Raw genomic sequence first — 23,201 nt, 5'->3', positions numbered from 1 at the left:
CACTACCAGAGGACCACAAATACGACGTAGCCCGACGTGCTCAGTACTGCGGCGGCCCAGAGGGAAGGGGATGCCCACCAGGGAACGCCGCCCGGAAACGGTGATAAGGCAATCTTCCTGACCGTTCCTTGGGAGCGCGCCAGCCAACCGGAGGGCCGAGTCGTCCTTGGGGCCGTTCCCCGAGCAGCCGCCGGAGATACGGCGCCCAGGATCATCGATGCGATCAACATGGAGGCGGCCGTCACGCCGGTCGTCCAAAGGTACGCTACGAAATTGTCCGTCAACCACAGCGGAAGGTGGGTTTCCAGCGCGACTACCGTCAGCCGGAAGGCGGGTCCGGCGATCAGGCCCACAAGGCCGGCGCGCCGGTCGACTCTCGTCGTTGAGCCGACCAGGTACACGGTCATCAGAGGGGTCACGAAGATACTGGTGATGCCGACGAAGAATTCCACGATGTTCTCAGCGCGAAGGATAAAGGGAACGTAGAGAAACGTGATGGCGACGATGACGACGGTGGCCATCCGGCTGACGATCACATAGTGACGATCATTCCTGTCGGGCACCAGGAGGCGAGCGTAGATGTCACGGGTGAAAAGAGCGGACAGGGCCACTCCGATGCCTTCGAAGGTGCTGACGGCGGACGCGATCATTCCGGCGACGACGATGCCCTTCAGTCCGGAGACCAGGTATTGATCGACCAGCCGGGGATAGATCAGGTCCGGGTTGGACAGGCCGGGAACCAGTGCCCTCCCCAGCAGTCCCAGCGAGCTGCTGAAGTATCCTGAGAGAATGATCAGCGTGGTGCCCGCTACGACGGACATCTTCAGATCCCACAGGGACCGGGCGCCGAACATCTTCATGGTCTGAGTGTGGTTCACCACAAAATAGCCGGTGGCAATCAGGCACCATCCGATCACCACCACAATTGGATGACTGCTCGCATCACCCCGGCTTCCGATGTGCAGCAACTCCTCTGCTTCTCGCTCACCGAGCTGCCCGACCAGCGCGGCCCGGGTGCCGGCCCAACCCCCGGCTTCCTGCCAGATGACGGACCAGAGCACCAGAGTCGAGAAGAGCATGAGTGCGCCGAGCAGAACGTCTGCGGCGGCAATCGTTTTCAGTCCCCCCAGGCGGCGTAAAAAGTCGTTGCCGCAGTCAACCCGACGATCAGAATCCAGGCGCTGTCGGACGGGAGGTCAGCCACTTCGGTCAGCATGAGGTGCAAGGCCACCGCGATGGTCGCCAGGGTGGCCGTCCGGTACTGGATCTGAACCAGAACGCTGATGATCCTCGCCGAGATTCCGAACCGGTGCTCGAGGTATTCCGCGTTGGTGAACAGCCCCGCCCGGTACATGCCCGGCATGACGACATAGGCGGCGATCATGCCGCCGACGCCGACCCCGAACACAACTCCGGTGAACATCACCAGGCCATTCTGGTAGGTGGCGCCGTTGACGGCGACGTATTCGCCGCCGTCCACCGAGGTTGCGAACATCGAGAGGCCGATCAGCCAGAAGGGCAGGCTGCGTCCGCCCAGAAACCAGTCCACGTCGGAGTGCGTCTTGAGCGACCGGATGGACGCGTAGCCGAAGATCAGGAGATTGAGAGCGATTACTATGAACCAGTCGATTCCCGCCATGAGCCATCCGTCTCGAACTCGCCGACCGCGGCGAGGAGATGTAGTATAAATCTATTCAAAGCCTTCCAACCCCTGAGAGTGAAACGGCGGGAAATCATCCAACCATGAAACCTTTACACTGCTCCATATTCTTCGTCCTTATCCTGGTCATGGCCGCTTCGGGAACTCTTCCCGGAGGAGCCGCCGGGGACTTTCGGGCCTCCTGTGTGAAGGTGGATATCACCCCGGAAGAATCGCTCTGGCTCTTGGGCTATGGCCCCAGGAAATCCGAGGGCGTCCACGACCGCATCTACCATCGAATCGCTGCAATGGATGACGGGAAGACGCAGTTCTTTCTCGTCTCCTCGGACCTGGCCGCCATTTCTCCTGCCTTCTACGAGCAGTTTTGCAGGGAATTGGAGCAGGAGACGGGAATCCGGTCCGAGCAGGTGTGGTGGACCCTGACTCACACCCACTCGGCTCCCGAGGTGGGCTCGCCGGGCCTCATCAGGAGCATGCAGCCTGAGAGGTTCTTGCATGAGCACAACCCTGAGTATTCCGAATGGGTGAAAGCCCGGTTGATCGAGGGCATTCGGGAGGCTCGGTCAAAACTGGAAACGGCGCGCCTGGGAGTGACGACCGGTCATTCGATGGCGAACATCAACCGGCGCGCCATCGATGTAGACGGGCGTGCCTCCTACGGAATGAACCCGGAGGCAGCGGTGGACCGCCAGATCGGACTGATTCGGCTGGACCGGACGGACGGGTCGCCGCTGGGCCTGATTGCCGTTTATGCCATGCACGGGACCGTTCTCGGGGCCGAGAACCTCCTGATCAGCGGAGATGCACAAGGGATTGTGTCCGAATACGTCGAGGAGAAGGTGGGTGCGCCGATGCTGCACGTCAACGGTGCAGCCGGGAATATATCCCCTCTCTACAGCACCTATCCGGATTTCAAGAAAGGTCACATTACCCAGTTCAACGTCTTGCTGGGGGATCGAATCCTGCAAGCGAACCGCTCCCTGAAGACCGGCACTTCAAAGGTCGTCTTGTGGACTGGAGAGACGGTCATCGAGACCCCCCGCAAGCCCGGCTTTGGCTGGGTCGAGGAACTGGCGCACTACCTTCGAGAGACGGAAACCGGAGCGAGCCTGGTTCGCGTCCCGGTCCGTTTCCTGAAGATCAACGATGATCTCGTCCTGTGGACAGCGCCGGTCGAGCTGTTTTGCGAGATCGCCATCAACGTACGCAACCATTCTCCGTTTCCCTACACCTTCTTTGCCGGATACACGAATGGTTTCCTGGGGTATCTGCCCACCCGGCAGGCTTTCGCGGAAGGCGGCTACGAACCCGGCCGCGTCTCGCCCTTCACCGAGCAGGTCGAGGACGATTTCACCCAGGGAGTGAGCACTTATCTTCAGGGGATGCCCCGGTAGCGACTCGTTCCGCCAACACGATGATTGTCGACACTCACGCTCATGTCTGGCCGCATCCGGGCCGTGATGAACATGGAACGGTCGCGGAGCGGATGCGATTCCAACAACGGCACATGCTCTGGCATATGCAGGGGATTCGCCGTCTTTCCGACCAACATCGGGTGAACCGGCGAACGCTGCATGACGGTCTGGGAACCGGCCTGAGCAACATGCTGGATGTGAACTTCCGGCCGGGTGAGCATGGCCGTCTGGTCTGGACCCATGAGGGCGAGGACTACTACGTGCAGTGGATGCCCGCCGCCTTGCAGGCATTCGAGGCGCCGGCCGACCTGATGATCGCACAGATGGATGAGCTCGGTGTCGACGTCGGCGTCATTTCCCGGGCCCACATCTACGGCCGCCTCAATGACCTGGTGGCGGACGCCATGAATCGGTTTCCCAGCCGCTTCGTGGGCGCAGCCGAAATCGACGAATGGCGGGCCTATGAAGACAGCCAGATCGCGGAACTGACCCGATGTGTGGAAAGCCTCGGTATGCGGGCGCTATATTTCGACGGCACCGAATCTTTCTTCATGGTCGATTACAAGACCTACTATGACCAACCCGAATTCAGGACGTTTTGGCAACAAGTCGCCAGCCTGGAGATTCCGGTCCTATGGCACCTGCGGTGCCGCAACGAACTCAGTCCGGCCGATTTTGCCAATGAGTTGCAGGTGTTCAGAGCATTTGTCGAAAAATGGCCCGACATCAATTTCGTCATCACTCACTGTTTCGAGATGAACCACTTCGAGAACGACCGGCTCAGCAGCCTCGCACTGGAACTCTGCCGCCTTCCCAATATTCATTTGGAACTGCTGTTCCCGATCATGAACGGCGCACGCTGGGAGTACCCGTATCCCCAGGCGCAGGAAATCATCAAGCAACTCTATGCTGAAATCGGCGCCGGCAAGATCATGTGGGGATCGGATATGCCGGCCGTCGAGCGCGTTTGCACCTACCGCCAGTCGTTGGATTATCTGCGCTGCCACTGCGGCTTCATCGCCCCGGACGACATGGAAAAAATCCTGGGCGGCAACGCGATGAATCTGTTCGGTATCGACGGACCCTGAAACGAAGCCGTATCCAGTCCGTTCCGGCACTCCGATTTACCGTTGGAGTACTCGGAAACAACCGATCACAGCATGGGTTGTAGCCGATCTGGCGTTGACAGCAGGGTCAACGGCACCACAAATACAGGGAGAGCTCAGGTGTCCCAAAAGCATCCCCGTGATGACGGCTGCGATACGGATTCGATGATTTGGAACGCCAAGTCGTTGAAACGGGTGGTGGAGGAACTGACAACGGCACGGGTGCGAGGTTGGGCCATCGGACCCCTGGCTTTCCCAGTGAGCGTGACCGGCAGGGGCGATCCGAGTTGTCGTTGGCCTGGCTTGGTCAGAAGAAGGGTACGGTATAGGCTCCGGAACGACGTTCAGGCTCCGCCAGCGCCCCGCGGCAGAGCGGGGATTTCTTCAAACGGGGGGAGTGGCCGTGACCTTCGAACGAACCTGCGCTGGCGTGTCGATCTCGACGGGTTAAGATGAAGAGAATAGGAGAGCGAGTGCCCAGCGGATACGACATCATGGCGGGAATCCTCCAACCAGAAGAGGGACGACTCAGAGCGGAGCTGACGGATTCCCGATGTTCCCCTACCTGCATTGCTCGAGCGAATCTGGGACACGCTGAGAGAAAACGACTGCACGTGAAGCCCCGATGGAGTCACCTGCTGGCACCCTTGTCAACACCTGACTTGAGCACCTCTGATTTGCTACAAGTTATCTCCACGCACCTGAGACACGGAACCGGCCAGTCTTGGAAAGGGAGACAGTAATGACCAGACACTTGACCGCAATCGTGGAACGCGAGGGTGATGGCTATGTGGCTATCTGCCCGGAGGTAGATGTCGCGAGCCAAGGGGAGACGGTGGTCGAGGCGCGCGACAATCTTGCCGAGGCCCTCACCCTGTTTTTCGAGACCGCGTCCACCGACGAAGTCAACCGCCGTCTGCGTGGCGAAGTCTATGTGACCCAGATCGAGGTCGCGGTTGGCTAGACTGCGCGTCCTGTCCGGTCGCGAGGTGTGCCGCATTCTCGCTGCCAATGGGTTCACGGAGGCGAGGAGGCGCGGCAGCCACATCGCGATGCAGAAAGCGGATGACGATGGAACGATCACCGTTCCAGTGCCCAATCACCGAGAGCTACGCACTGGCACGTTGATGTCGATCATTCGCCAGTCCGGCCTACCCCGTTCGGAATTCGAGGTGCGATCATGAGATCAACTGTGCTGGCCGCCGGAGCTCCGGAGGAAAGAGCTCGAGCTGTCGCTGAGTCGATCCCGGTCAGCGAGCACCTGGCCACCAAGCAGGGCATCGTAGTTCATGACCCGAAAATGTGGCGGTCAGCAGGTCTCAACGGGAGACACCTTCCCCCGATGCCTCCAGGCCTCAATTTAAGAGCAGCTAACACCCATGAAAGCATATAAATACCAAGACGAGACGTTTCAGTTGGATGACTCCAAGGGGTGCTACGTGCAAGTTACCTACAAGTACCTGACGGGGTACTTGGGGGTGAATCTCGCGGCCCGAGCGACGGATCAGAATCCGTATGTGTGGGACACCGACAAAAGGCCCGAGTTTTACGTGATGCGCGATGGGTTGAAGTACGGTTTTAGCAGCGGCGTTACCTTTGAAGAGAACCTTGACGCTCTCTGTCGTCGGTTGTTGCAGGAGTTCCGCCTGGAAGAAGCCGCCAAGAAGTTCGACCGCAAAAAATACTGTGCCGAACTTCACAATCGCGTCAAGAATCTGCCGGAAGCAGAGAGGACAAACCTCTACAGCCTCAAATAAGCTGATTTGATTTCTCCTGGACCGCGCAGGTTGGCCTCAATCGCAACACCTGTGGCTCCTGGGAGCGGAACTCCCCGATCTTGCCCATCAGGGCGTGAGCACCCGTATAGTCCCCGGCGGCCACCAATTCTTCGACCTGGGCGGGATACTGCTCCATCTGCGTCTGGACGGATCCCCGTCCACACTGCATTGCACAATAGTGGGACCGCCCCACCAGACTCAGTTGGGCTCTTCACTCGTAGTGACCGCGATCAGACCCAGTTCCTCCCATTCCTGCAACTGCTTTCTGATCGGGTCCACCATTTTCGGATTGCGATTCACCTGCAGGAACTGGCGAAACTCGTTGGCCGCTGCGGCGACATCCCCTTTCTTGACCATGATCATTCCCAAGAGGTAATGGGCCACGGGGTAGTTGGCGGCCTCGCTACTCTGCCTGACGTGACGAATTCTCTCTTCCGCCAATTCGAACTGTCCCAAGGAAACTTCCGCCACGGCGTTGAAGTAATAAGCCTGTGTCAGATCGGGGCTGAGTTCTATGACTCGATTCGTAAGCTGGGCCACATCTTCCCACTCCTGTCGTCTCACCTGAATCTTGGCGAGGGTGAGATAGGGGGTGATGTAGTTTGGCTCCTCGGCCACCGAGCGCCGGAATGCCTCCCGGGCTCCGGACCCGTCCCGAAGCGCCAATCGGACTTCCCCCAGGAGATTCCAGGCCTCGGAAAATTGGGGATACCGTTTTACGGCTCGTTCCAGACTCCGTGCCGCCCTTGAATAGTCGGTCTTCTTTTTTCTGAGCTCTTTCACCGCCTTGTCAAAGGCTTGTCTGGCCTTTTTGGGTGCCTGCAGTGTGCTCCTGCTGACGACGGTGCCGTGACCGCTTCCGAGACGGTACAAGACGATCAGCCCCACGTCCGGATTGTCCAACGACTTGCGGAGTCCCAGGGGAACCTTTTCGGATCGAAATCCCGGCAAATGGGCTTGCAACTCGCACGTCGCCAGGTTCAGTGAATCGAAGCTCAACGGATGACCACCGCCAAAGTTCTGTTCCTTGGCGCTGAGCTTTCTGGCATTGGAGCCGAAGAGATTGGACGGAGGCGTCGATACACTGGCGTCCATGGAGGCTGTCGGAACAACCTGCCTTGAAGTTCCTATTTCGAAACTGAAAGTACCGCTGGCCGAGGTGTAGCTTTGCCGGTACACGGACCCGTTGCAAACCAGGTCGACGAGAACTTGCTCGGTCGGCACGATTCCATCATCCGTAACGACTTTGCCCTGAATATAGACTGGTCTTTGGCGGCGACCCTGATCGATGGTTTGTCCCTCCCTGCGGAACTCAGGCGGTTTCTTTTCGGACGGTTGTCCCTGTTGCTGAGCTGCGCCGGGCGCCACCAGGAAAGGGAGCAGGCAAACGGCAATAGAGGATATCTTGAACATCGGCGACCTACCTTAGTGGATGTGTCTCAGAAGGCCAATACCGTATCGTGCTAGTAGAATACTACTCCTCATGCCGCCACGATGGAAAGCAGAAGACCTCCCGGTGCAGGTGGCCGGGATCGATCGGGGGCCACCCCGTGACACCCACGCCATGTCCCGGCGGTCGACCGGGTCAGGGTCGGTTTCCAATGAAGAGGGCACCCACAATGGGTGCTGGCCATTGACTGCCCGGTGAGCAGTGGATAGGATTGTGCCCAATTAGACTCTAAGTCGTTTCTTCCATGAGAGTTATCTGCCTGGCAGCGTTGGTGGCCCACTCCCTGCTGTCTCTTGGTTTTTCAGTTGGTCTTGCACCTGTTCAGAGCAAGAAGGAGCAGGAAAGGCAAGCGCAGGAAGAGCGGCAGGACCATTTCGAGCGGTGGCTGAACGAGGATGTCGTTCACATCATCCTGGAAGAAGAGAGGACGGTCTTCGAGAAGCTGACGACCCCGGAGGAAAAAGAGCAATTTATTGAACAGTTCTGGCTGCGGCGCGATCCGGACCGGATCACGGCCGTGAATGAATTCAAGGAAGAACATTATCGCCGAATCGCCTATGCAAACGACAATTTCTCAAGTGGCATACCGGGGTGGAAGGTAGACCGGGGCCGTATCTATATCATTCACGGCCCACCCGCTGAGATTGAACGTTATCCGTCGGGCGGCGTTTACCAGCGACCCTTTTATGAAGGAGGGGGCACCACCAGCACCTTCCCCTTTGAAATCTGGCGCTATCGCCATATTGAAGGGATCGGAAACGACGTCGAGTTGGAGTTCGTCGACAACAGTCTCACGGGCGAATACCGGCTGACCATGGTTCCGGACGAAAAGGACGCTTTTCTGCGTGTCCCCGGAGCCGGAAAGACGGTCGCCGAACAGATGCGGTTGGCCACCAAGAAGGACCGTCCCTACTTCACTCCCGGCAATTCGCAGCGCTATCCCTTCATGAACCAGCGTGCCAAGGACAACCCTTTCGTCCGGTACGAGACGTACGCGAGGGTGCAACGGCCCTTGCAGATCAAATACAAGGATCTTCAGGAACTGGTGAAGGTCGGTATCTCCTACGAGACGCTTCCCCTGGAGACTCGTCAGGACTACTTTAGACTGAACCAGCAGAAGGTTCTGGTTCCGGTCACGATTCAGGTGGAGAACAAGAACCTGACCTTCAAGCAGGAAGAGGGCGGATACGTTGCAGAGGTGGCGGTCTATGGCCTGGTCACCAGTATTACCAACCAGGTTGTCGCGGAGTTTGAAAACGACCTGATCATTTCCTACCCGCCGGAAGTCTTTCAGCAGGCCCTTCAAACGCATTCCCTGTATCAAAAGCACCTCATACTGGACCCCAGGATGCGCTACAAGATCGATCTGGTGGTCAAGGATCTCCGGGGCACGAAGGTCGGCGCCGTCCGCCGGGCCATCATCTCGCCGTCCTTTCCGAAAGAGAAGCTCGTCGGCAGTTCGTTGATTCTGTCCCAGTTTATCCGGCAGCTCGGCGAAATCCCCAAGGACGACCAGATGTTCGTTCTGGGAGACGTCTGGATTCATCCCAGCCTGAAGAGAGAATTCTCCAGCGACGGGCGTCTGGGGGTTTACCTGCAGATCTACAATGCGGCGCTGGATCAGACAGACGAGACGCCCTCACTCGAAATCAGTTACAAAATCTCTTCCCAGAACGGCGAGGTCTATACGGAAACTCTGGACCAGAATGGACAATCGATCCAGTTTTATTCCCCTCGGCGAGTCGTGCTGATCAAAGGGTTGCCTCTGAGACACCTGAAGGCCGGAAAGTACCGCGTCCAGGTCCTGGTTCAGGATCGCATCAGCGACGAGAAGGTGACCGCGGAAGAATCGTTTGAAGTCGTGAAGAGCCCCCAGGCCAGCTCAGGTTAGTTCGCGAACCTCGCCCCGTTCCAGTTTTCAACCCTTCGCAACCTCCGGCATTCGCCGGAAGATCCAATGTACAATCCGGCGAAATGTTCGAAGCCCACTGCGGAAGCGGCCGGGAGGATACTGTGAAGTCGACTGACAACGACCTTCAAAGAGGCTCAGGCCCCGAGGAACTGATGAAAGCCCTGGACGAGGCTCGGGTCCCGCGCCTGAACCCCATCCTCACGCTCCTGGTCCTGCAACTGCTGGGTCTGGCGTGGCTCTTCCTGGTTTCGAAGGCCCTCGGCGGGTGACCGGAAATCACGCCGGTAGCAACTGAAATGCTTCTCTGGTCTCTCGTTCTCCTCTACATCGCAGGCCTCATGGTTCTCGGGGCGGTCCTGTCCAGAAGGATCCGGGGCGTGGAGGATTTCCTGGTCGCGGGCCGGAGGGCGAACCGGTGGATGATCAGCCTCTCCATTCTGGCCACCTGGGTCGGTGTGGGTACCTTCGTCGGCGGCACGGGCGGCTCCTACGACCTCGGAATCTCATTCTATTGGATCCATTTCTCCTACATGGGGGCCACCGCCTGGCTGGGCCTCTACGTCATCCCCAAGGTTCGGCGCACCGGTGTCCTGACCGTGCCTCAGCTCGTAGACAGGCTCTTCGGCGCCCGGCACAAGCTGGTGACATTGATCCTGGTGTTCATCGGGGATATGGGTGCGATTGCCGGAACCATCCTTGCCAGCGTGATCCTGATCTCTTTCTTTCTGGGTATCGGCTTCGTTCCGGCGCTGATGATGGTCCTGGGGGTCACCATCGTCTACGTCTTGCTGGGTGGTCAGTGGGCGGTGCTCTGGACCGACTCCATCCAGGCCGTAATGCTGACGGCAACTGGCATTTCGATCTTCGTCATCGGAGTGACAAAACTGGGTGGATGGACCGGGTTCACGGGACGGCTTCCCGCAGAGATGGTCTCTTTCACCGGGACGCTGGAATTCGGAACGATGGCCGGCTGGGTCGTCGAGGGAATCGTGATCGCCATGGTCTACCACGCGCTGTTTGTGCGTGGTTTGTCGGCCAGGAGCACCCGGGAGGCGCAACTCGGCTTCTTGTACGGCGGCATTCTGTGCACCTTCTTCTACATCCTTCCCCACGCTTTGGGCCTCTTGGGTCGCGCCTCCTTCGGTGTTGGAACGGAGCCCAACCACGTTTTCTTCCGTCTCATGTCAGAGGGACTGCCCGTCCTGCTGGTGAGCTTCGTGCTCGCCGGGGCCATCGCCGGCGCCATGTCCACGCTGGACAGCGCCCTGATGTCGGTGGCCTCCTACCTGACCATCGACCTGTACCAACGCCATATCAAGCCGGCCGCAACCCAGGGCGAAATGGTGACCGCGGCGCGCGTCGCGGTGGCGGGAAGCGCGATCCTGGGGGGCCTGTTCGCCTATGCCCTGCCCATGACCCTCGAAGTCTTCCTGGTGGGCCAGCGGGTTCTGGGTTCGGCGCTTGCTCCCGTCCTGGTCGGCTTGATCTTCCACCGGCCGCTGCGGCGAATGCCCGCGACGGTGCTGTCCGCCATGGTCGCCGGGGCGAGTGTGACCATTCTGTTCACCTGGTTGGGCCAGCAGAGCGCCGCCGAGATCAAGGGGATCGCCTACGTCTGGCACTGGCATCCCTGTATCCCGGGGACGGCGGCGACGGTGCTTGCGCTGTTGGTTGGTGCAAGGATGGAGAGGCCTCCCGCTCAACCTGGGATGCCACCTGAAAGAGCAGGCTCTCGCGAAAACGCCGGCCGATGAGCTGCATTCCGATCGGCAGGCCATTGTCACCAAATCCACAGGGAACCGACATAGCGGGAAAGCCCGTGACGTTGAGAGGGCAGGTGTTGCGGTTCATTTCAATCGAACCTCTCCCTTCCCAGGACCCGGCCCGGCTTGACGGAGTCAACTTGATGGCCTTCAGGGGAGTAGTGGGAGTGACCAGGACATCGTACGCTTCGAACATCTCGTCCAGATTTTGCGTCATGGCGAGCCTCAGGTTCTGGGCCCTGGAAAAATAGACGCTGCAATACTCGCGCCTGAGATATTTGCCCATGACCATCCAGACTTTGAGCAGGGGAGGGAATCCGTCGCTGCCGGCTCTGCGGGCCCTGCCGAAAGCCTCCTGCCAATCCGGGTCGCACATGCCCCCCCGCCAGTAGCCTTCCAGGTCCGACTCGACCATGGCCGCCAGCGAATGCCCGATGATGGACAGCAGAACCGGCCAGGCGTTCTTCCACCAGGGAATGGAGACCTCTTCCACGGAGGCGCCGCGGGCTCGCAGCTTTCCGGCGGCTTCCCAGACCGCTCGGCCGACATCAGACTCCGACTGATTCCAATCCATGGACTCTTTGATGACTCCCAGCCGGAGACCGGAGACGTCCTCCTGGAGAGCCTTGCTGTAGTTCTCGACCTGTATGGGTCCCCGAACCCACTGCGGGTCTCTGGGATCCTCTCCCGCTATGGCTTCCAGGGTCAGCGCCACGTCCCGCACCGATCTGGCCATGGGGCAGACCTCGTCCAGGGTGTGGTCGAGATAGGAAAGGCCGAAGGCCGGAACCAAGCCATGCGTGGGCTTGATGCTGACGACTCCGCACCAGGATGCCGGGATGCGCGCGCTGCCTCCCTCGTCGACGCCCAAGGCGAGATCGACCTCGCCGGCCGCCAGCGCCGCCCCGCTGCCGCCCGATGACCCGCCGGCGGAACACTCGATGTTGTGGGGGTTGCGGACCGGGCCGAAGTCGCTGGTTTCGTTGGTGCCGCCCATGCCGAAACTATCCATGTTCAACTTGCCGACGATGGTCGCGCCGGCATCCAGAAGGCGCTCGGTCACCGTGGCGTCGACGCCGGGGACGTACTCGGCAAGGAGGCGCGAGCCGTTGGTCATGGGAACGGCGGCCACCCTGATGTTGTCTTTGAGTCCGACAGTCTTACCGGCCAGCTTCCCGGTGGGCGCACCCTTCACGCGGCATTTTCGAATGAAGGCGTTGCAGGGATCCTCCTCCGGTGACGGCCGGTAGCCTGGGTCCCGATCCTCGTATTTGACCTTCAATCCGGAGACACGCAGATCTTGGAGGCGCTCCACGTCCACAAGCATTCCATTCAGAAGGGACCCGAGGTCGGCAGCCTCCTGTTGGGACAGGTCGATGTATTCCCTGGCGGCAAGAGTCCGTATTTCATCCACCGAGGGTCTTCTGATGCGTCCGGACGGTCTTTCACTTGGCATTGAACGATCCTCAAGTGTCCTTCCCGATTTGCGGAGGGCCTTCCCCGGCCACATGGAAGCAGATCCTGAACCGTGCTTCCAGTTGGGGACTATTGAATCGGTGGAACGGACGAGGTGGTCAGAAAACTCAACAGATGAGCCATTTCCCGGACGCTGATCTCCTCCTCGAGGCCTTCCGGCATTCCCGACACGGCCGACGAGTACATCCGTCGAATATTTTCTCTGGCAATCACGGTCTCGGTGCCGTCTTCGCGCAGCAAGGTCACGGACACAGGCGTCTGCGAGCCGACGACTCCCTCCTGGAGAACCCGATTGTTCAACTCGATCACGTACAGTTCGTAATTGTCTGAGATCGATTGGCTGGGCAACATGATGTTGGTGAGCAACTCCTCCCGCGACCGATGCCGCACCGTCCCGAGATCGGGGCCGAAGCGGCCACCGACACCGTCGATCTGATGGCATTTGTCACAGCTGTCCTTGAAGACCTGAGCTCCCTGGAATGCATCCCCGGAAAGACTCAGGGCCGCCCGGTAGCGTTCCAGAACTCGGAGTCGTTCCCCCTCCAACTTGCGCAAGAGTTCGTGGACGCGGAGCCGTATTGCAGCCTCCTCCTGCATGACCAGGCGAATCTTGTGGCCTTGATTGATCGTCCAGAATGGGACCTCTTCATTTTCGATCCCGGTCACCAACAGCTCTACGAACTCCGGCCTGGATAGCAGCGCTACGGTGGCCGCGAGGCGGACCGGAGGAGTCAGTTCCCTCCATTTGGAGATGAACAATCGGCCAGACTCGATCCCTTCGATCTGCCCCAAAGCGCGCACCGCAGCGGTCTGCACCTCCGGCGGCTCCTGCGGATCGAGGAGTGAGCTGAACAGGGCGAACCTGGAGTTCACACCGAAGAGGGCCAGAAGGCGCACCGAGTCGGCCCTTAGAGCAGGGTCTGCCGCTTGATCTTCGATCCTGTCCAAGAGGTCCGTGATGAGGGATTCCGGTGCTGGACTGAGGGGTTTCTCAATGAGTTCCAGCAATTGGAGCGTTGCCTTTTGCACCGGCAGGGTCGATGCCTGGTACAAGTCGAGGAGCTGGTTTGTCGAAAGCCCCTCCGCGGCGCCCTTCGAGCCTTGCCCGATTCCCTCGGCCAAGCCCTCCAGAGCGGCCGCACGCCACCAATCGGATCCTGGTCTCCTGGCATTCGCTACCTTGCGCAAGAGTTTCGTGACCCCCGAAGGGTCGGGATCGGCAGCGACCATGGCGGCGATCCGGCGAATGAAAGCGATTCTCTCCTTTGAAGCTTCGTCGCCGAATTCGGCCACGCCAGTGTCGAACAGATCGAGCGGCCGGACGCCGGCGGCGCTGAGAGCCGCAATTTGCATCCATTCGTCGTCAATGTCCCGCATCAGCAATTGGCGGCGGGCGTTGCGGGCGCCGGGCGAGTCCAGCCACCCCAGCGTACACAGAAGTTGGAAGCGCACTCTGGGGTGAGCATCCCCGGTCATTGCCAGCAATCGATCCGCCAGCCCGGGCGACGCCTCCAATCGCGGCTCAGCCAGGCGGACCGCGTTCTCTCGGACCCCTGGCACCGGATCTCCCAGGGCACTTTGGATGAGAGAGGCGTCCAGTTTCCCCAGGCCTTCCAGAGTCCACAAAGCATGCACTCGCGCATCGGGCCGGCTACCGCCGGTGGCGATCTCGATCAGACGATCGATGGCACCTACGCTCTGACGGCCAACGAGCAGCCGCTGGGCGTGCATCCTCCACCAGACGTTTGGATGGTTCAAATATTCGACCAGGACCGGATCCGAGGCCCTTCCGAGAGGAAAGTCCGGCACCAAGGGAACCGGCTCTTCGGAGTCGGGAGTGATTCGGTAGATTCGGCCTTGTCGGCTCCCTTCGTAAAGAACCTGGGGTCCGCTGTCCTGGCTGTGGAACTCGTCGGACATCCACTCCGGGTGCTCAACGATCCGGCGGTAATAGTCGACGACGTAGAGAGCTCCGTCCGGTCCGGTATACAGATTGACCGGTCGGAACCAACTGTCCGTGGAGGCCAGGAACTCCGTCTCTTCGCCACTTCGGCTGGCCTGCAGCGTGACCCCGTTGTCTTTCAGAACGTCGCAGTGAACCAGGTTGTGGGCCGGTTCGGCGACAAAAGAGACTTCATCGTATGGAGGGGGGAAGAGTCCTCCCAAATAGATCGAAAGTCCACAAGCCGACGTAAAGTTGCCCGGACCCGTGAGAATTCGGTGCTCGGGGTTATGGGTGATGGGATAGACGCGTGTGGTGTGATCTGGAATGTCCGCTACCGGAGAAGCGGCGCGCAAGGACGGGTTTCGCCCCAGGTAGGCAGCGGCAACGACCTCCTGGCGTATATGCCGGCCGTTGGTGACGAGGAATTGGCGTCCCCATCGATCGAAGCTCAGTCCGAATTGAGAGGTGCCGGAAAGGGCCTCCAGCTCGAAAGTGTCCGGGCGAAAGCGGAGATTGCCGGTGACACTGTCCAGTTGGGGCCCGTCGCTGCGGTCGGGGAACCTTTTCTTGGAACCCGGATCGCCGAATTTGTCTTGGAAGACAATCGTTCTGATCGCCGGTTCATTGGCGAGATAGATCCAGTTGTCCAGTCCATAGACTGGAGTGCTGACCGTGTGCTGAGGGTTGGAGAGGGCGAAGCCGGTCAGCACGGCCGTTCGGAGATCGGCACGGTTGTCGCCGTCCGTGTCTTCGAAGTACCAGACATTGGGCGCATCCGTAACCAGAATACCGTCCTTCCATTTCAGAACCCCGGTGGGAAGCACGAGTCCGTCGACGAATACCGTGCTTCGATCGGGAAAACCGTCCCGGTTGGTGTCTTCCAGCAGTTTCACGCGCCCGGTCGCCCCGGTGTTCAATGGATAGCCGGGCATCTCGACGACAAACACGCGGCCATGCTCATCGATTTCCATCGCAACAGGGTCGAGAACCATCGGTTCGGAGGCGAAGACTTCGATTCGAAAGCCGTTTTCGACAATGAAGGTTGCCAAGGCCTCCGCGGGAGTGTAGGGCGGGCCCGGCTGCCCACAGTTCACGACCCAGAAAAGGCAAAGCAGAAAAACAAATAAATGAGAGGACCCGCGACGCAACAAGGTTACGAGATTGATACTATGAAGCCGACCACCGGTCAAGTGGCACCGGCGCCGAGTGTAAAACAGGGCAATTCGAACCAATACATATAAACATGCCCTTTTTATTCCGCATATTGCTCTCTGGGTTTCTGCTCCTCTCAGGATCTTGGGTTCGAGCGACTTCACAAAACTACCAAACGATTTTCGAAGACGTGAGCGAGGCAGCCGGACTGAATATAGCCACCACTTGTGGGACTATTGATAAAAAGTTCATTGTGGAGGGAAACGGGAGCGGCTGTGCCTGGATCGACTACGACAACGACGGGTGGATGGACCTTTATATCGTCAATGGGATCTCGCTGGAGAATCTCTTCGAGGGTGAGACGGATGCTTCCCGGGCTCCCAATTTCCTGTTCCGAAACAACGCGGACGGCACCTTTACCGAGGTGACTCGAAAAGCCGGTATTCCGGGCTCGGGCCTGGGGAACGGAGTGGTGGCCGCCGACTACGACAACGACGGTTTTATCGACTTGTTCGTCACCAATTACGGAGAAGATATCCTTTATCGAAATAATGGCAATGGAACATTCACTAACGTGACCGGCGGCGCCAACGTCGGCGGGGGTCACTGGTGGAGCACCGGAGCGACCTTTGGCGACTATGATCGCGACGGTTGGGTCGATCTTTATGTCAGCCGGTATATCGATTTCGATCTCAAAAATCCCCCGACCGGGGGAGCGTCCTGCAAATACCGCGGACTGCCGGTCATGTGCGGCCCCTTGGGCCTGAAGGGAGCTCCCGATGTGCTCTATCGGAACCTGGGAGACGGGACTTTTCGTGAGGTGACGGCAGCGGCCGGCGTCGCCGACAAGCAATTGGGTTACGGGTTTTCCGCCGTGTTCGAGGACCTGGACAATGACGGTTTTCCCGAGCTTTTCGTTACCAACGACGCCGGACAGAATTATCTCTATCAGAACCGGAAGGATGGGACCTTCCAGGAACTCGCTCTGCTGGCGGGAGTCGCCTACAACCGGGAAGGCCGGGCTCAGGCCAACATGGGCGTGGCTCTGGGAGACATCGGAAATGACGGACGCACCGATTTATTCGTGACGACGTTCTCCGAAGACTACTATCCCTTGTTTCGAAGTTTCGGGAACTTCAATTTCGAAGAGATATCGTTTCAAGCCAAACTGGGAAAAATCACAATCCCCTACCTGGGCTGGGCCACCATTTTTGGAGACTTTGACAACGACGGTGCCTTGGATCTCTTCATGGCCAACGGGCACCTCTATCCGCAGGCCTCGGAAATCGAGAGTCTCAACTACAAGCAGCAGGATCTCTTGTTTCGAGGTGCCGGGGGCTTCCGGTTCGAGGATGTTTCCGGGGCGGCCGGGCTCGCGCGCCTGCCTCCCAAATCGAGCCGGGGGGCCGCGGCTTGTGACTATGACAATGACGGGGACCTCGATTTGGCGGTCCTGGCCATAGACGACACTCTCACCCTCTTGCGAAACAATGGAGGCAACAGTGGACACTGGCTCCAGCTTCGTCTGGTGGGCCGCCCCGGGAACCGGTCAGCAGTTGGCGCGAAGGTAAAGGCCGTGACCGGCGATAGGGTCCTGAATCGGCGAATCCGGAGCGGCGGAAACTACTTGTCCCACAACGACCTTCGTTTGCATTTCGGGCTGGGGACGAGCGAGGAGGTGGATCGGATCGAGATCGTCTGGCCCGGCGGTGGCCGGGATACCCTGGAAAAAATCAAGGCCGGCCGGATTCTGACGATCGTCGAGGGTGAATCGATGGGAAGCTGGTGAATGCGACGGCAGGCTTATCAGGAACTCTCCCGAAAAATCCGGTCGATTCGAATGTTATTCGGCTTCTTCAAAGGGACCCGCGACGCGAACGCAACCGGTCGGTTACAGCCGGTTCAATCGAGCCGTCAGGAGCGATCGCAACGCCGTACCGCTTCCTGGCTCGCTGCCGGCTGATCTTGCCCTCCCTGACATCCCGCTGGACAAGTTCCACGTCACGGGCGAGGGGAGGACCGTAGCCCCCGCCGCCACAGGTCTCGATTCGGGCGGTTTCTCCCTCAGCGAGGTGCACCGTGGCCTTTGACGAGAACTTCCGTTCCTCCCCATCGGTAATCACCAGATAGCGGGCCAGTTTCCCTGCCTCTCCCCCGAACAGTCCGTGCGGCGCGAACCTGGCCCGGTCGGAGAGCGAGGTGAAGACCGCTTTGTGGCCGGGAAAGAGATATTCGCGACACAGGCCCAGACCACCCCGGAACCGGCCCGGACCCTCCGAATCAGGGATCAGGCTGTACCGTGTGATGCGAACCGGGTAGTTGAGCTCCGTCTCCTCGATGGGTGCGTTCTGGGTGTTCTGCATATGGGTCTGCACCGCGTCCGGTCCGTCCGAGCCGACGCGGCCGCCGTACCCTCCCGCCAGACTCTCGTAATAGGTGTAGTATTCGCCGCTTTTCGGATCTCGACCCCCGAAACCGACCTGGCACATCATCCCCTTGGTACCTGCCGGAACCGCGTTGGGCAGAACTTGGGAGAGCGCTTGGAAAAGGATCTCGCAAAGGCGGACGGAGACCTCCCAGCCGCCGACGATGGCGGCCGGATGCCGAGCGTTCACGACCGAACCACTCGGCGCAATCACGCGGATCGGCTGGTAAAAGCCGTCGTTGACCGGTATGTCCGGATCCACCAGGCACTTCAACACGTAGACACAGGCGGTAAAGGTCTGAGTCAAGTTGCTGTTCATGGGCGCCCAGCGCTGCCGGTCCGAGCCGGTGAAGTCAAAGGTGATGGTTTCCCCGTCCAGGGTCGCCCGCGCCTTCAAGTGCACCGGCCGGTCGGTGATTCCGTCGTCGTCCAGCCATCCTTCGGCCTCGTAGCTTCCCCGGGGCAGTTTCTCCATTTCGCTGCGGGTCCGCTGCTCCGTGTATTCGAGCAGCCTTTCCATATAGGATTTGAGCTTCTCGATTCCATAGCGTTCCACGAGAGCCGCCAAGCGGCGCATGCCCATCTTGTTGGCCGCGATCTGCGCCCGCAAGTCTCCGGACACCTCCCGTGCCGCCCTGACATTGGCCAGCACCATCTTCCAGATATCGGCGTCCACTTTTTCCCGGGAGACCAGCTTGACCACGGGCAGAATGAAGCCCTCCTGGTAGATCTCCCGGAAAGCTCCGATGCTGGCCGGCGCGCCTCCTCCGACGTCGACGTGGTGGCAGGTGTTCGTGACGTAACCCAGCAGTTCTCCGGCGTGGAAAAAAGGGGCGACCAGAAAAATGTCGTTGAGGTGACTCGCCTGCCGATGGGGATCGTTCACCACGAGCATGTCGCCGGGGTGGAGGTTTTCCGGCCCGTACTCGGCCACGGCCCGCGGCACCAGCCTGCCGATGGTTACCAGGTGAGCGGGCTGGCAGAAGGCCTGGGCCACCATTCGTCCTCTGCGGTCCACAAAGGCACAGGAATAATCCAGCCGAGTCTTGATGTTGGTCGAATACGCGGTCCGCTGCAGGGAGACCGACATCTCTTCGGTCGCCTCGACCAGCGCGTTGCGGATCACCTCAAAAAGGATGGGATCGACTTGTTCCGGCACCTCGCCTCGCGAGCGCTATCTGGTGATGTGGGAACACGATATCATGGAGGAAACGCTCACCAGAGTCTTATTCGGTTGCGTTGAGATGTCCATGGTCCCGGAATCGGGGTCGAGCTTTCCGGTGAGCCGGTCGAGACGGCAACTGCGCTATTCAAACCCGGCGATCCCGGTGCGGGACGCGAAGTGCGAGACGATCCAAAAGCGGCTTTGACACCCATAATGGTGCTCATTTCATGGACGGTTCCGTGAACGACGAACACTCCTTCGAAGATCTGGATCATCTCGACCGGAACGAACCCTCCTGGCAAAGCGCCCTGATCGGTTTCGTCGTTATCTTCCTCTCGGTCGGTCTTTTCTTCCTCTTCTGGGTGGGGCTGTTTCGGTATTCTTCCCCATGAACGCCATTCTCTGGCCCTTGGTCGCCGCCTACCTCGTCGTGCTCATCGGAATCGGGGTCTGGAGCGCCCGGAAGCGCGTCGCGACGTATGAAGACATGACCGTCGCCGGCCGGGGGGTCGGACCCTTCCTGATCGCGTGTTCGGTGGCCGCCACGTGGATCAACGGGGTAACTCTGATCACCGTGACCGGCTTTGGGAAGAGCTTCGGTTTGAGCGGTTACTGGCACATGGGCGCCGTGGGAATCGGAACCCTGTGGGCCGGGATCTACCTCGTTCCGAGGATGTGGAAACTCCAGGTCATCACGACTCCCCAGATCCTGGAACGCTTCTTCGGTCCGACTCATCGCCTGGCGGCCTTGGTGGTGGCGATGCTGCGCGATTTCGCGGCCACCGCGGGGACCATCGGGGCGACTGCAATCGTGGCCTCGGCCGCACTCGGAATCAGCATTTTCGAGGCTCTGGTTCTGACCTACTTCGTGACCGTGCTCTATGTCACGCTGGGTGGAATGTGGGCCGTCCTGGTCACCGACACGATTCAGTTCTTCATCATCGTGCTGGGGACGGTGCTGCTGCTGGTTTTCTCGATTCAGGGCGCGGGGGGCTTTGGCGGGATCTTCCAGAAAGTGGACGATCCGACCCTTTTTTCGCCGACCGGAGACTTCGAAGCTCTCGAGATCATGGGCTGGTTTTCAGTGGCGTTCTTTCTGTCCAGCGGCTACCAGACTTTGGCCCAGAGGGCGTTCGCCGCACGCAGCCGGGAAGCGGCGCGCCGTGGTTTCATCTACGGGGGGATCTTCTGTGTTTTCTGGTACATCACTCCCGCCCTGTTGGGACTGACCGGAATCGCCTTCTTCGGGAAGGAGGTGGAGGCCGACCAAGTCTTCATCAACCTGACCAATGAGGTGGCCGGACCGGTTCTGGGAAGCATCATCTTCGTGGCCCTCATGAGCGCCAACATGTCCACCCTGAGTTCGACCATCGGCACCATGGGATCCAACGTCACGGTCGACATCTATCAGCGGTTCATCGATCCGAATGCCGGATCCCGCAGGATGCTCTGGATCTCACGCGCCAGCATTCTCCTGACCGCGGTCCTGGCCTGCGTCACCTATTACTACATCCCCTTCCTCATGGAGCTTTTCCTGATCGGGGGCCGCATTGTCGGCGGCTCGCTCGCACCCGTCCTGATTGCGATCCTGCTGTTTCCCTCCATGCGCAGAAGGGGCCGGACAGTGCTGGCGTCCCTGACCTCCAGCGCCGGGGCTGTCATCCTGTGTCAACTCTTGTCCCCCCGGGAGCTCAAGGCAGGGACCAGCTTCTTTGTCTGGGGATTCATGGATCCGGTCCTGGTCGGAGTGCTCGTTTCGCTGGTCGTGCTGGTGGTGGGCAGCCGTTGGGAAGGCAGGAAGCGGCCGCGTTTCCCCGCCTCAGGGCAGAAGCCGGGCCCTACGGAATGACCGGCAGCACCAGGCGGGACGGGTACCGCGCGCTGTGATGGATGGTCTGGCGGGCCTTCAACATCTCGGCGCTCATCCCCGACCGGTTCCCCGTGTTCAGGTTCCGGGCGTAGCGGGGAAAGTCACTGCTCGAGATCTCGAGCCGCATCCGGTGACCCGCCTTGAAGACGTTGCTCGTCTCCCAAAGGCTGATCGAGTATTCATAGATCTTCCCCGGTTCGATGGGAGTCGGGTGCTCCAGTGACTCCCGAAAGCTGGCCCTCCGGATTCCCTCACAGATGAGAATCGCCCGGCCGTCCGGGTAGACGTCGCTCAGGGCCGCTGTGAAATCGGTGTCCACGGCACTCGATGCGGCATACAACTTGAGTTCCACGGGTCCGGTGACTTCCAGGTCCTTCTGCAGGGGCTCCGAGGTGTAGACGAGAATATCCTGACGCTCCTGCAACGCCTGCCGGTCCCGAGGTCCCTGGAGTTCGGGATTCGTGGAAATCCGCCCACCCACGGTGGGGACGGGGTTCTCCGGATCGTAGACGAAGCCGTCCGTCGGAGCATTCGGAAGGGGTTCATCAGCCGTCAGAGATCCGTCGCCGCGGAGCGAATTGGCCCTTCCTCCACTGTGCAGATAGAACGGCGTGAATCGGGTTCGCTCCAGGGGCCACTCGTTCTCGAAGCGCCACTGGTTGGCTCCCATCACGAAGATCTTGATGGGCGGCTCCTCGCCGATGCCGTTGTCCATCCCCTTGAGCCAGTGGTCGTACCAGCGCACGTGGAAATCGAGACCGTCGTAGGTTGCCGTGTCGCCGAAGTCGACGGGCCAGTCCGGGTCCACCCGATTCACCGCGTGGGTCCAGGGCCCGACGATGATCTTGGTGCCCTCGCGGGCGGCGGCAGATCCTCCCTGGAGACGAAACCCGTTCAGATTCTTCCAACCTTCGAGGAGGAGATTGCCGTACCAGCCGTTGATGAAAAAGGCGGGGGCTTGGATGAGATGGTACTTGTCCCGTATTCCGTGCGCCTTCCAGTAGTCGTCATAGGTGGAATGCTCGATCCATTTCTTGACGTTGGGCAATTCCACGATGTCGTCGAGGGCGGTGATCAACGGCAGGCGCCGATAGATCTCGTCGTAGTCGATGAAGGGATCACCCGAGTAGACACCGGCGATGGTGGGCTGCAGCACACGTCCGGAACCGAACAGGCCGGCCGTGATCACGACGTTGAGCTGGAGCACGCCATCGTTGTAGATATGGCCGAAATTGGTCTGCTGGCAGGAGCTGGGGATCATGCACAGGACATGGGGACTCTGCAACGGCGCCGGCATCAACTGGGTGAAGCCGTTGTAGGAATGGCCGAAGAGGCCGATCTTTCCATTGCACCAGGTCTGTTTCGCCACCCATTGCTGGGTGTCGTAGCCGTCCTCCGGTTCGTACACGTAGAATTCGAACTCCCCGTCCGAATCGTATCGGCCTCGAACATCCACCATGACCACCGCATAGCCCCTGCGGGCGAAGTAGAGGGCCATCGTCATGTACCCCTGCGTTCCGTGGTAGCTGCGCAAGAGCAAGGTGGGAAATTTTCCGGGTGCGTCCGGGCGAAAGACATCGGCCGCCAGATTCACCCCGTCGCGCATGGGAACCTTCAGGTTGATTTGGGTCCTGATGCGATACTCGGGTTGGGACCTGGGTTCCTCCGCGCCCTGGGGTGCAGCGCTTGCCGGCAGGACGGCGCCGACGAGCAAATGGATGATCAGCGGGAAGGGAAGGGTTGGCAATCGAGACTTGTTCGGCATGGGACACTCCTGAGTACTGAAGAGGCAAGCGAATTGCCCCCATTCTAGCCCCTTGGCACGCTACCTGAAAACCAGTCGTGTTATGAGGCTTACGATGAGCGAACACGATAGGCCCCTTAGCCCCACAGAGATCGCAGCCACGAAGGACGAGAACATCGACTTCGGCGATATCCCCGAGTTGGACGAGACCCTCTGGCGGCAGGCGGAGCTCGTTCAGCCTGACCTTACGGAGCAGGTCACCATACGTGTCAAACGCTCCGTGTTGGCCTAGCCCAAGTTTACCGTGTTGGATGAGAGATCTCATCTAAGTTATTTCTTT

The 23,201-nt window shown here is 59.8% G+C and carries 19 protein-coding genes and 1 pseudogene; 12 read left to right on the top strand and 8 right to left on the bottom strand.

Translation table 11 applies throughout. The annotated features are described in order from the left end of the window. Positions 1-2: 2 nt before the first annotated feature. Both OXT71_19405 and OXT71_19400 read right to left on the bottom strand, forming a co-directional pair. Positions 3-1,079 carry a hypothetical protein gene (locus OXT71_19405; protein MDE2928556.1) on the bottom strand — a complete coding sequence of 359 codons (1,077 nt, stop codon included), beginning with the start codon at positions 1,077-1,079 and terminating at the stop codon, positions 3-5. Positions 1,080-1,117: 38 nt separating this feature from the next. Then, positions 1,118-1,639: a hypothetical protein gene (locus OXT71_19400; GenBank protein MDE2928555.1), complete on the bottom strand. Its 522-nt coding sequence runs from the start codon at positions 1,637-1,639 to the stop codon at positions 1,118-1,120. Between the two features lie 104 nt (positions 1,640-1,743). On the opposite strand from OXT71_19400, the gene OXT71_19395 reads away from it, so the two are divergent. From OXT71_19395 to OXT71_19375, 5 genes are all read left to right on the top strand, one after another. Beyond that, positions 1,744-3,054 (top strand): neutral/alkaline non-lysosomal ceramidase N-terminal domain-containing protein, encoded by a 1,311-nt coding sequence (locus OXT71_19395; protein MDE2928554.1) that lies wholly within the window; start codon positions 1,744-1,746, stop codon positions 3,052-3,054. 20 nt (positions 3,055-3,074) lie between these two features. Then, entirely contained in the window at positions 3,075-4,163 is a 1,089-nt protein-coding gene (locus OXT71_19390; protein MDE2928553.1) for an amidohydrolase family protein, read from the top strand. Positions 4,164-4,923: 760 nt separating this feature from the next. Next, positions 4,924-5,145 carry a type II toxin-antitoxin system HicB family antitoxin gene (locus OXT71_19385; GenBank protein ID MDE2928552.1) on the top strand — a complete coding sequence of 74 codons (222 nt, stop codon included), beginning with the start codon at positions 4,924-4,926 and terminating at the stop codon, positions 5,143-5,145. Next, on the top strand, positions 5,138-5,365 hold the full coding sequence (locus tag OXT71_19380; GenBank protein MDE2928551.1) for a type II toxin-antitoxin system HicA family toxin: 228 nt from the start codon (positions 5,138-5,140) through the stop codon (positions 5,363-5,365). The genes OXT71_19385 and OXT71_19380 overlap by 8 nt, the downstream gene beginning before the upstream one ends. 195 nt (positions 5,366-5,560) lie before the next feature. Further along, the gene (locus tag OXT71_19375; protein MDE2928550.1) at positions 5,561-5,938 is read left to right on the top strand and encodes a hypothetical protein; all 378 of its coding nucleotides are present in this window, start codon (positions 5,561-5,563) and stop codon (positions 5,936-5,938) included. Here OXT71_19375 and OXT71_19370 read toward each other — a convergent pair. Both OXT71_19370 and OXT71_19365 read right to left on the bottom strand, forming a co-directional pair. Further along, positions 5,931-6,095 carry a hypothetical protein gene (locus OXT71_19370; protein MDE2928549.1) on the bottom strand — a complete coding sequence of 55 codons (165 nt, stop codon included), beginning with the start codon at positions 6,093-6,095 and terminating at the stop codon, positions 5,931-5,933. The genes OXT71_19375 and OXT71_19370 overlap by 8 nt on opposite strands. 62 nt (positions 6,096-6,157) lie before the next feature. Then, positions 6,158-7,372, bottom strand: coding sequence for a tetratricopeptide repeat protein (locus OXT71_19365; protein MDE2928548.1), 1,215 nt, complete (start codon positions 7,370-7,372; stop codon positions 6,158-6,160). Between the two features lie 281 nt (positions 7,373-7,653). Here OXT71_19365 and OXT71_19360 point away from each other — a divergent pair, with 281 nt between their 5' ends. From OXT71_19360 to OXT71_19350, 3 genes are all read left to right on the top strand, one after another. Then, positions 7,654-9,300: a GWxTD domain-containing protein gene (locus tag OXT71_19360; protein MDE2928547.1), complete on the top strand. Its 1,647-nt coding sequence runs from the start codon at positions 7,654-7,656 to the stop codon at positions 9,298-9,300. A gap of 122 nt (positions 9,301-9,422) precedes the next feature. After that, positions 9,423-9,590: a hypothetical protein gene (locus OXT71_19355; GenBank protein ID MDE2928546.1), complete on the top strand. Its 168-nt coding sequence runs from the start codon at positions 9,423-9,425 to the stop codon at positions 9,588-9,590. Between the two features lie 27 nt (positions 9,591-9,617). Beyond that, positions 9,618-11,075: a sodium:solute symporter family protein gene (locus tag OXT71_19350; protein ID MDE2928545.1), complete on the top strand. Its 1,458-nt coding sequence runs from the start codon at positions 9,618-9,620 to the stop codon at positions 11,073-11,075. Positions 11,076-11,103: 28 nt separating this feature from the next. On the opposite strand, the pseudogene OXT71_19345 reads toward OXT71_19350, so the two are convergent. Together OXT71_19345 and OXT71_19340 are read right to left on the bottom strand one after the other, a co-directional pair. Then, positions 11,104-12,411: pseudogene (locus OXT71_19345) on the bottom strand (amidase family protein). A 218-nt stretch (positions 12,412-12,629) separates the two neighbouring features. Next, a complete protein-coding gene (locus OXT71_19340; GenBank protein ID MDE2928544.1) occupies positions 12,630-15,554 on the bottom strand; it encodes a dehydrogenase in 2,925 nt (974 codons plus the stop codon). A 356-nt stretch (positions 15,555-15,910) separates the two neighbouring features. On the opposite strand from OXT71_19340, the gene OXT71_19335 reads away from it, so the two are divergent. After that, a complete protein-coding gene (locus OXT71_19335) occupies positions 15,911-17,446 on the top strand; it encodes a CRTAC1 family protein (GenBank protein ID MDE2928543.1) in 1,536 nt (511 codons plus the stop codon). Positions 17,447-17,513: 67 nt separating this feature from the next. Here OXT71_19335 and OXT71_19330 read toward each other — a convergent pair whose 3' ends face one another. Beyond that, positions 17,514-19,241, bottom strand: coding sequence for a hydantoinase B/oxoprolinase family protein (locus tag OXT71_19330; protein MDE2928542.1), 1,728 nt, complete (start codon positions 19,239-19,241; stop codon positions 17,514-17,516). Between the two features lie 245 nt (positions 19,242-19,486). Between OXT71_19330 and OXT71_19325 the strand changes: the two genes are divergently transcribed. Then, the gene (locus OXT71_19325; protein ID MDE2928541.1) at positions 19,487-19,639 is read left to right on the top strand and encodes a hypothetical protein; all 153 of its coding nucleotides are present in this window, start codon (positions 19,487-19,489) and stop codon (positions 19,637-19,639) included. Beyond that, positions 19,636-21,096 (top strand): sodium:solute symporter family protein, encoded by a 1,461-nt coding sequence (locus OXT71_19320; protein MDE2928540.1) that lies wholly within the window; start codon positions 19,636-19,638, stop codon positions 21,094-21,096. The genes OXT71_19325 and OXT71_19320 overlap by 4 nt, the downstream gene beginning before the upstream one ends. Here OXT71_19320 and OXT71_19315 read toward each other — a convergent pair. Further along, positions 21,086-22,882: a CocE/NonD family hydrolase gene (locus OXT71_19315; GenBank protein MDE2928539.1), complete on the bottom strand. Its 1,797-nt coding sequence runs from the start codon at positions 22,880-22,882 to the stop codon at positions 21,086-21,088. The two genes, OXT71_19320 and OXT71_19315, sit on opposite strands and share 11 nt — an antisense overlap. 94 nt (positions 22,883-22,976) lie before the next feature. Between OXT71_19315 and OXT71_19310 the strand changes: the two genes are divergently transcribed. Next, positions 22,977-23,153 (top strand): hypothetical protein, encoded by a 177-nt coding sequence (locus OXT71_19310; GenBank protein ID MDE2928538.1) that lies wholly within the window; start codon positions 22,977-22,979, stop codon positions 23,151-23,153. Positions 23,154-23,201: the final 48 nt, after the last annotated feature.

The organism is Acidobacteriota bacterium, assembly GCA_028874215.1.
Taxonomy (GTDB): domain Bacteria; phylum Acidobacteriota; class UBA6911; order RPQK01; family JAJDTT01; genus JAJDTT01.
The sequence above is the reverse complement of the archived record's forward strand: the minus strand, read 5'-3'. Positions and strand labels throughout refer to the sequence as shown.

Excerpts from the sequence above, each read along its gene's own strand:
- OXT71_19350 (MDE2928545.1), top strand. The coding sequence starts at position 9,618 with ATGCTTCTCTGGTCTCTCGTTCTCCTCTACATCGCAGGCCTCATGGTT.
- OXT71_19390 (MDE2928553.1), top strand. The coding sequence starts at position 3,075 with ATGATTGTCGACACTCACGCTCATGTCTGGCCGCATCCGGGCCGTGAT.
- OXT71_19370 (MDE2928549.1), bottom strand. The coding sequence starts at position 6,095 with ATGGAGCAGTATCCCGCCCAGGTCGAAGAATTGGTGGCCGCCGGGGAC.
- OXT71_19395 (MDE2928554.1), top strand. The coding sequence starts at position 1,744 with ATGAAACCTTTACACTGCTCCATATTCTTCGTCCTTATCCTGGTCATG.
- OXT71_19405 (MDE2928556.1), bottom strand. The coding sequence starts at position 1,079 with ATGCTCTTCTCGACTCTGGTGCTCTGGTCCGTCATCTGGCAGGAAGCC.
- OXT71_19310 (MDE2928538.1), top strand. The coding sequence starts at position 22,977 with ATGAGCGAACACGATAGGCCCCTTAGCCCCACAGAGATCGCAGCCACG.
- OXT71_19365 (MDE2928548.1), bottom strand. The coding sequence starts at position 7,372 with ATGTTCAAGATATCCTCTATTGCCGTTTGCCTGCTCCCTTTCCTGGTG.
- OXT71_19315 (MDE2928539.1), bottom strand. The coding sequence starts at position 22,882 with ATGCCGAACAAGTCTCGATTGCCAACCCTTCCCTTCCCGCTGATCATC.
- OXT71_19375 (MDE2928550.1), top strand. The coding sequence starts at position 5,561 with ATGAAAGCATATAAATACCAAGACGAGACGTTTCAGTTGGATGACTCC.
- OXT71_19385 (MDE2928552.1), top strand. The coding sequence starts at position 4,924 with ATGACCAGACACTTGACCGCAATCGTGGAACGCGAGGGTGATGGCTAT.
- OXT71_19320 (MDE2928540.1), top strand. The coding sequence starts at position 19,636 with ATGAACGCCATTCTCTGGCCCTTGGTCGCCGCCTACCTCGTCGTGCTC.
- OXT71_19400 (MDE2928555.1), bottom strand. The coding sequence starts at position 1,639 with ATGGCGGGAATCGACTGGTTCATAGTAATCGCTCTCAATCTCCTGATC.
- OXT71_19360 (MDE2928547.1), top strand. The coding sequence starts at position 7,654 with ATGAGAGTTATCTGCCTGGCAGCGTTGGTGGCCCACTCCCTGCTGTCT.